Source organism: Calditrichota bacterium (assembly GCA_013152715.1).
In the GTDB taxonomy this organism is placed as follows: Bacteria; Zhuqueibacterota; Zhuqueibacteria; order Thermofontimicrobiales; family Thermofontimicrobiaceae; genus 4484-87.
In genome coordinates, this window is sequence record JAADFU010000203.1 from 12276 (window position 1) to 12820 (window position 545).

A 545-nucleotide genomic window follows, 5' to 3' on the forward strand; every position below is an offset into this window, starting at 1 on the left:
GGGATCATCGCCGTGGCGAATGGGATAATCAGGATGATGCCAGTCAATGATGGAATAGTAGGTACCAAAAAGAATTCCCTGGCGCTTGCATTCTTCAGCGAGTTCTTTCACTACATCTCGCTTGAAAGGCGTGGACATGATGTCGTAATCGGTATATTTTGAATCCCAGAGACAAAATCCGTCGTGATGTTTGGCAGTGATGATGAGATATTTCATCCCGGCCGCTTTAGCCGCCGCGACCCATTCTTTTGCGTCAAAAAGCACCGGGTTGAATTCCCGATAAAGATTATCATATTCTTTCACCGGTACTTCCCGCCCGCGCGACCAGCCAATTTCTGTCCCGCGCAATGTTACGGGCCCCCAATGAATGAACATGCCGAAACGCATCGTTTGCCAATTTTGCAGAGATTCTAAATTTGTTTTTAAATCAGGATTTGCCTCTCCGCCTCCGCCGATACTTTGAGCGCGAACGACAGCGGCAAGAAAAAATAATAACAGAAAAAGCAGCTTTCGTTTCATAGAGACTCCCTAATGCATGGCTTTTA

General features: G+C 46.6%; 1 protein-coding gene. It reads right to left on the reverse strand.

All coding sequences use genetic code 11. From position 1 onward, the window contains the following. Positions 1 to 519: alpha-L-fucosidase (locus tag GXO74_16300; protein ID NOZ63215.1), on the reverse strand; the 519-nt coding region annotated here is incomplete at its 3' end. Positions 520 to 545: the final 26 nt, after the last annotated feature.